This is a genomic window from Ureaplasma diversum NCTC 246, assembly GCF_000731915.1.
Classification (GTDB): Bacteria; Bacillota_I; Bacilli_A; order Mycoplasmatales; family Mycoplasmoidaceae; genus Ureaplasma; species Ureaplasma diversum.
In genome coordinates this window covers 1-8,788 of the sequence record NZ_JFDP01000070.1, presented here as the reverse complement: position 1 = coordinate 8,788, position 8,788 = coordinate 1, and the positions used below count along the sequence as shown (strand labels likewise).

Annotated in this window: 6 protein-coding genes; all 6 read right to left on the bottom strand. The window is 27.8% G+C overall.

What is annotated here, in order from left to right; translation table 4 throughout:
• Positions 1-423: GIY-YIG nuclease family protein (locus UDIV_RS03215; RefSeq protein ID WP_038103242.1), on the bottom strand; the 423-nt coding region annotated here is incomplete at its 3' end.
• Between the two features lie 5 nt (positions 424-428).
• On the bottom strand, positions 429-2,594 hold the full coding sequence (rnr, locus tag UDIV_RS03210) for a ribonuclease R (RefSeq protein WP_038103239.1): 2,166 nt from the start codon (positions 2,592-2,594) through the stop codon (positions 429-431).
• 1 nt (position 2,595) lies between these two features.
• On the bottom strand, positions 2,596-2,820 hold the full coding sequence (secG, locus tag UDIV_RS03205) for a preprotein translocase subunit SecG (protein WP_038103237.1): 225 nt from the start codon (positions 2,818-2,820) through the stop codon (positions 2,596-2,598).
• Between the two features lie 107 nt (positions 2,821-2,927).
• Positions 2,928-4,712: an endonuclease/exonuclease/phosphatase family protein gene (locus UDIV_RS03200; RefSeq protein ID WP_051749513.1), complete on the bottom strand. Its 1,785-nt coding sequence runs from the start codon at positions 4,710-4,712 to the stop codon at positions 2,928-2,930.
• Between the two features lie 18 nt (positions 4,713-4,730).
• Entirely contained in the window at positions 4,731-6,959 is a 2,229-nt protein-coding gene (locus UDIV_RS04230; RefSeq protein ID WP_051749511.1) for an endonuclease/exonuclease/phosphatase family protein, read from the bottom strand.
• Positions 6,960-7,063: 104 nt separating this feature from the next.
• A complete protein-coding gene (locus tag UDIV_RS03190) occupies positions 7,064-8,452 on the bottom strand; it encodes a hemolysin family protein (protein WP_051749509.1) in 1,389 nt (462 codons plus the stop codon).
• Positions 8,453-8,788 lie beyond the last annotated feature (336 nt).

The following is an 8,788-nucleotide window of genomic DNA, read 5'->3' as shown; positions in this document are numbered from 1 at the left end:
AAATAAATCAGATCGATATTGATTAATGTAATAGTATTCAAGCTGATCTAAATCAGCTTCATCACATAATTCAATTACTTTAATTTTTAAATGATCAATGTTTAAGTTATTTTTAACTAAATAACTAAACATTTTTGAATAAAGATGTTTACCATCTTGTTTATTTAATTCATAATGTTCATAAAAAGCATGATGTTTATGATCTGATAAATAAAGGTTAATTAGATATTTAAGTTCATTTTTATGGCTTAAATATCTAGCTTTAATATTTTTAGATTGACCAATATAAATAGGGATAATATTGTTGTTGTAATTATGATCTTTAATATAAAGCACATAAATACCACAAGCTTTATCATTAATTAATTGATCTTCTTGATTAATTAAAGTTTCATAAAACTCTTTAATTAGTTGCGTGTTCATAATTATTAAAAAGCAATGATTTCAAAATCAATCTTTCTTGTAATCTTATTAGCTTCAAGTACTCTTACTCTAACCTTTTGACCAACAGTGATTACTTTATTGGTTTTTTGACCAACCATAGTGAAGTTTTCAGGCACAAATTCAAAGAAGTCATTACCAATGTTTTTGATTCTTACTAATCCTTCAATTGTATTTTCTAGTTCAACAAATACCCCAAAGCTTGTAACTGTACTAATTGTTGCATTAAACTCTTGACCAATTTTTGTTGACATAAACTCAGCAAATTTAGCAGCATTAACATCACGCTCAGTTTTAACTGCAATGATTTCAGTTTTATTAGAGTTAGATGTAATTGTTTTTAAATTCTTAATTAAATTTGTTCGTTGTTGATCAGTGTATGATTTAGGATCAAATAAAAACATTCATAATAAACGGTGAACAATTAAATCTGGGTATCGACGGATTGGCGAAGTAAAATGAGTATAGTATTCAGAAGCTAATCCAAAGTGTCCTGAGTTCTTAATTTCATAAGAAGCTTTAGCCATTGCTCTTAGTAATAGTTTACTTACTAATGCTAAGTTAGGATGATTCTCATTTTGTTTTAATCAATTAGAGATCGTGTTTGGTTGTACATCACTAAAATCTTTAGAAATATTAAAAGCTAACTTTTTAGCTTCAATACTAAACTTTTCTAAGTTTTCGATATTAGGGCTATCATGGACTCGATAAATAAATTCCATATCAATGTTTTGTTGATTTTTATCTTGATCTAAGAAATCTTGAACATATTCTGCAACTGCTTCATTAGCAGCAATCATAAAGTCTTCAATCATTAATTGAGCTGTTTTTCGTTCATATATAACTACATCAACAGGAACACCATTTTCATCAATAATGATCTTTGGTTCTTTAATATCAAAATCAACAAAACCTTGTCTTTGTTTTTTAGCCCTTAATAATTGGTGTAACTCTTTTGCTTCATTAAGCATTTTATGAATTGAAATACTTACATCTTCTAAATGATTTTTGTTTTCATAAAAATCATTAACTTCATTATAACTCATCTGACGTTTTGATTTCATAATAGCAGGGTAGACATCTTTTCAGATGATCTCACCTTTTGTATTAATTACCATATCACAAGTTACACACATTCGTTCTACATTAGCATTTAATGAACAAATGTTGTTTGATAGATTGTGTGGAAGCATTGGAATTACTCGATCTACTAAATAAACAGATGTTCCCCGTTTAAATGCATCAGCATCTAAAACAGTGTCTGGTTGAACATAATAACTAACATCTGCAATACTTACTCCTAAAAAGAATTTACCATCAGGAAGTTTTTGAACACATACAGCATCATCAATATCTTTTGAACCAACTGGGTCAATAGAGATAATTTCTCGATCTACTAAATAACGACGGATCTTAGATTGATGTTCATCAACTTCAAAAACAGCTTGATTAGCTGCTTCATTAACTTCTGGATCAATTTTAGGATCAACACCATTATCATAAACAATTGATAAGATATCAGCACCTGGATCATTTTCATGACCTACGATGTATACAACTGAACCATATGCATCCTTATCATTACTACTATTAATTCTAATAAGGATCTTATGACCATTAACTAATCCTTTAGTATCATCTAAAATAACATTTAAATAAAATAGTGGATCATCAATTGAAACATAATAACCAGTTCCTGTTTGTACAAACTTACCAACATAACAATCTTTCTCATGTGCAACTACTTCAACTACAGCTGCATCATAGATATCGTTTTTTGGTTCTTTTTTAAGTTTAACAAATTTAACTAAATCGTTTTTAAGTGCTCCATTAAGGTATTTTTTATTAACATAGTATTCTGTTTGTGTATCGGTTTCTAAAATGAACCCGTCCCCTTTAGAATTAACTTTAATAGTTCCTTCTTTGATTTCATGTTCAAATTCATAATCTAAATAAGCTAATACTAGTTTTTCATTAGGTAGTTGTCTTAATGTATTATCTTTAATTAATTGATCAACTACTTTATAAGCTTGTGTTTTGATAACATTTTTATTTTTTTCAATTGCTTTACGAACAAGAATATTGATTGGAATAGGTCGTTCTTCTTTTTGCATTAAATCAATTAATAGTTTTCGAATTGACTGATTATCCATACTAACCTACTCGATAAAAAATAATAATTAAAATGATAGTAATTGTTAATAAAAACATAAAAACCTGAAGCCCTTTGATTCAGCCTCGGTCTTTTGTTTTCTTAAAGATTTCTAAATCTTGTCCATTTAAACTAGACAAACCACCGGTTGGAGATGTACGAGATAACAATAATCCTACAATCATTGCTAGTACTCCAAATAAAATTAAAACGATTGTTAAAGCCATTAAAGTCCTACTATTTATTAGTTAATATATCCTTATATTATAACATTTAACTAATAACTATAAACCTTAGATCATTTAACAATCGTTTATATTTTAATTAATCAATTTTATTTAGTATCTAGTGGGTTTAAAACTAGATCAAATCAAGTTGGTGAGTGGTCAGAAATAACTGGTCGTACTACTTCTTCTTTTGAATCAGTAATTTTAATCGGTTTACCAAATGATGTTGGATTTTCTAATCATTGTTTAGCCTTAGGGTTAGATGTTGATACTTTTTTATATCACTCATCATCTAAGATTTTGTCTTTGAAAACATTTCATAATACAAATAAATTAGCATTTTTTGCTTCTAGATTAGAATTTTTAAAAATCTTATCATATGGGTTTGATGTTTTATTAACATTAATTCCTAAAGTAGTTCTGTAATCTCAATCATCTTTTAGTAGGTTTGTAAAACCTGCTTCTCTTAAAGATTTAAATGCAAATTGTTCATTACCTAATCTAATGTTAGTATCACCTAAGAAGAAGTAATCATCATCTTTATTGTCATCAATTTTTCTAACTTCTTCAATAACTTTAGTTATATTTTCAGCATCGTCTAGTTCTCGACTACCTTGTTCATTTTGAACAAACTTTCCTTTTTGTCTTCCTGTAGTATATTTAAGAACTTTTTCAACACCCATTGTTTTTAACTTTTCTTTTGAGTAATTTTGTTCTTTTTTCTCATATTCTTGTCCTTCTCGTTTAGGATATTTCCCAGGACTATCAAAGTGAGCAAAGATTAAAGTAAAGTCGTTTTTGATTTCACCAACAGTTTGTAATTTAACACTAAATGGAGGACGAGAATAATCAACTTTATCTTTTGTTCATTTTCCATCAACTAATGGGTTTGAATAAACATGTCCGATTTTACCATTAGCAAATGCAACTGGCATTGCTTTTGTTTTGTTATAGATTAATCCAATTCGTTCTGTACTTGTATGTTCTGGTGTAGCTAATTTATCATTTTCAGAACCTGCTAAGTTTTCACTTATTAAATAACTATAATCATTTGTTTTACTTAATTGATTCATTAAGTCAACAATCTTTTTAACAGCTAGATCTTTTTCTTCTTGTTTAGCATCTTTAGTTATTGGCATAATCTCTGTTAAACCAATAACATCATATTTATGATGTAAGATTACTTTAGCAAGTGCTTCATTTTTATCTTCATCTTTACCATCTTGATGAAGTACATTTCAATGCCCTACTCTTAAACTACTTCAAGGAATCTCTGATTTTAATTTATCTTTATTAGATGAACTATTATTTAGAGTTAATGGATTAGTATTGTTTTTATTAAGATCATTTGATAACTGATCTTTAGTTCCTAAATTATCTTTATTTTCTATATTACTTTTTGATTTGTTTATTTTTGTATCTAGATGTTTTAAATCTTCTATTTTATAAGCATTTATACTATCTTTACTATCAAAAACCAAAATTTGATAAATAGTATATTCATTTAATTTATTAAGTTTATTAAACCTAACAACAGCTTTATTATCAACCACTTTAGCTTTGCTTGAGACACTAACAACAAAATCATCAGCTCTTTCTTCTGATTTTAAATATACTTCAATGTATTTACCATTAAGGTTTTTAGTATTTACTGTTAAATCTAAATTGAAAAATAAATCATCATAATGATAATTGTATAAAAAACTAACAATAGTAGCTTGTTCTAGTGCTTGCCGGTTTTGTTGTTGTTGTTGTTGTTGTTGTTCTAGTTGGGTTTGTGATTTATTAGATTCATTATTTTTAGGAGTACAAGCAACAGCGGCTGCTACACCTAAACTAGTTACTAAGATTGTTCCAAACAATAACGACATTTTCTTCTTACTTAATTTCATAGTTATTTCCTTGTTAGTTTATTTTTTATCGTCTGGGTTTAAGACTAAATCAAATCATGTTGGTGAGTGGTCTGAGATAGAAGAACGAGCAACCTTTTCTTTTGGATCGCTATCTGATCAACTTTTATTTTTTGATTTTACAGCTCTAACTTTTTCATATCAATCATTATCTAATATTTGTTGTTCAAACACTTTTCAAAGAATAAATAAGTTAGCATTTTTTGTTTCTAGATTAGAGTTTTTGAACATTTTATCGTATGGATTAGCCATTTCATTTGTTTTTGTTGATAATGATGTTCTGTGATCTCAGTGATCATTTAATAAATTTTTGAATCCAGCTTCTCTTAAAGCTTTAAATGCAAAATGTTCATTTCCTAATTTAATATTTGTATCACCTAAAAAGAAATAATCATCATCTTTATTATCATCAATTCTTTTTACTTCCTCGATTACTTTAACAATATTTTCAGCGTCATCTAATTCTCTACTACCTTGATCATTTTCAAAGAATTTGTCAGGATTTTTAAGATCTTTAAGAACTCTTTCAACATTCAATCTTCTTAGTGTAGTTTTTGGATAATTGATTTCTTGCTTTTTACCTTTTTTTGTATCTTTTCCAGGGCTATCAAAGTGTGCGAATACTAAAGTAAAATCATTTGTTATTTTTCCTACAGATTGCATTTTAACACTAAAAGGCGGACGAGAGTAATCAACTTCTTTTTTAGTCCAAGTACCTTGGTATGGATTATTTGAGTATATATGTCCTATTTCACCATTTGCAAAAGGAACTGGTAAAACTCTTTCTTTATTATAAATAACACCTATTCGTTCTGTGCTAGTGTGTTGTCGAGTTGCAGTTTTTTCATTTTCTCTTCCTTGTAAGTTGTTGCTTATTAAAAAATCATAATTTGATGAGTTGCTAAGTTTATTCAATAAATCAACAACTCTTTTCACAGCTTGATCCTTTTCTTCTTGAGACATCCTATCTGTAGCTGGCATAATCTCAGTTAAACCAACAACATCAAATTTGTGGGCATATATTACTTTTGCTAATGCTTCATTTTTAAGTTCATTTGTACCTGATTGATGTAATACATTCCAATGAGCAACTCTTAAACTACTTCATTGAACATCAGATGAACTAGACTGATTAGTATTATCTTGACTTCCTTCTTTAGATTTCTCTTCAGGTTTTTCGCTTGGACTTACACTATCATTTGATTCTACATTTTGATTTTCATTTTTTTGTGCTTCAGGATTTGATTGTTCAGAAGTATTCCCACCATTATTAGCTTCTTCTGTTTTAGACGATTCAGCTCTTTGTGTTTGTTCTTGTTCTTGTTCGTTTTTTTGATTTTCTTGTTCTTTAACTAAAGGTTCGCTTTTTGGAGTACTTTGTTCTTGAGGCTGATCTTGTGGTTGAGATTTTGGTTCGGGTTCAGTTGGGTTAGTTTCACCAGTCTTATTTTCTTTACTACTTGGACTATCTTCCTTTTTATCAATTGTTTGAGCTTGTGTTTTTTCTTCAGCATCTTTTTTAGTTGGTTCAGTTTTTTCTACTTTAGGACCTTGATTTTGTGGATCTTGTTGAGTTAACTCTTCTTTCTTATCATCTTGTTTTGAAACACCTTCTTTAGGTTGTTTTTGTTTGTTTAACTCTTCTTCACTCTTTTGATCTTGTGGCTTTATTTGATCAATTTTTTCTTTTAGTTTATCTTCAACTTTTTCTTCTTTTTTATCTTGTTTTTTAATTTCAACAGAAACAGCTGGTTTTTCTAATTCTGAACGATCTTTTAGTTCTTGTTGTTTAAGAGTTGAAGGAATATTTACTTCATTGTTTTCAGCACTATTTAATCCATCAAAAACCATCACTTTTTCTAATTTAAAAGTTTTAGTTTTATCAATGTTTCTAAAAACAACATCAGCTTTATCATTAACAACTAAAGCTTTAGAAGAAGTTACAGAAAAAAACTTATTATTAGCTATTTTTGATGTTAATACAACTTGAATATATTTCTTGTTTGCATTCTTTACTGTTAATACTAAATGGTGTTCTTTTTTATTGTTCGGTTTAAAACTCTTAGAATCCATTGATTCTAATTTAGCAGATTGTAATGAAACACTATGTGTTTCATTTGTAGGTTTGTTTTCATTGTTTTCTGTACAAGCAACAACTAAGGATGTTGTAATTGTTGCAGTAAGTATCCCTGAGAATAACAGAGCAATTTTCTTTCGTTTTAAATTCATTTTAAATAGTGCTTTCTGTATGTACAAGTAAGTATTATTATAATCAAGTAAAAACCCTTAAAATTAAAAAACTGCTACATATAATAGCAGTCTTTTATTTGTTCCTAAAGTTCGGAATCTTCTTTAATTTTCTTTTCAATCAAGAAAATAAATCGGTTTGATTTTACATCCTTGAAAACTTCAATATACATATGCTCTGTATCTATTAGTTGACGGTTCATAAACTTCCTGTTTTTATTGAGTTTTGATACATATTTACCCATTGATAAATCATCAGCTACTTCAATAGAAGCATTAATTTTTTCGGTTAAAAACTTCTTAGCATTTGCTTTAGCATCTAATTTTCAAGTATATTCGTTTACTTCTTGGACTCATTCATTAGCATCGCTTAAATCTGTTTCATCAAACACATTTCCAGTTAACTCTTCAGTAATATTTTCTAATGTAATGATCCCTACTGGATTCTTTTCTGTTAAATTATCAACTACAATTGCTAAATGGATCTGTTGGATTTGCATCATTCTTAATCCATCATATAAAGTATCATTCTTAGTTATTAACATAGGAGAGTGCATAATTGAATCAATTGGTGTATTCTGATCATTTAAATAAGCTTTAATAACTACTTTAATATGAGCAATACCTACTACTTCTTGATCTTCATTAATAACAACAAGCCGACTAAATCCAGTTTCTAAGAAAGTAGGAATAACATCTTTAACTAGATCATTTTCATTAACTTTTACTACTTTATCTCATCCTACCATTTTTTGTTTGATCAAAATCTCATCAAACAAAATAGCTTTATTAATAATTAAAGCTTCTTGTGAATCAAGTGTTCCTTCATATTTAATAACATCAACTAATGACTTAAGTTCTTCAATTGTTGTTTTTGTTGTTTTTTCTTTTCTGTTAAAGATTCTGTTTAATAATCAAGTAAATGGTCAGAAAACTAAATAAAAGAAGTAAATTGGATAACCAAATCAGGTTAATAATTTAATCGGATTCTTCTTAGCGAAGTTCTTTGGTAAGAATTCACCAAAGATTAGAATTAATAAAGTCATAACCCCAGTAGCTACACCAGTTCCAATTGCTTCAGCATGTGAACCAGCTCCAACATAGCGAACAACTCCAGAGAATAGTAATCCAGCAACTGTTGATGATGCTGTGTTAACTAGTGCACTACCAATTAAATTAGAACCAAGGGTCATTGTATAATTGTTAATCATTTTATAAACTATGTTAACAATTTTCTTTGATTTTATGTTTCCACTTTCTGACTTTCATTTTACTTTTGTAATACTTGTTAAAGCAGTTTCAGTACAACTAAAGAATGAAGCTAATAAAATTAAAAAGAGAGTTAAAAAAGCTAATCCAATGATCAATCCTATTGATCAATGACTATCATTAGCTACTGTTTCTGTATTTGATTGATTTGTTTGTGTATTATAAATAAAGCTTTCCAATCACAAGCTATGGGATCCTTCAAGCATATTTGTCCTTTAGTATTAAAAATATTGTATTTTAATATTTTAACATATCTATATACTTTTTAATAGCACCCTTTAGGGTGGATATTAATTAAAGATCTAAAAAATATTTAATTAATACTTAGATAATATTTTATTTTGGGTTGTTTGTATACTACACTAACAACCCTTTAAAATAATAAAAAACCAGAATAAACGCTTACTTTTTAAGGTTTAATTCTAGTTCTTATTTACTTTATAAAGATTAATTAATAACCTTTCATATAATCATTAATCATTACTATATCATCAATTGTTAAAGCACTTTTTATTAACTCTTTTTGTTTTAATGATAAATTA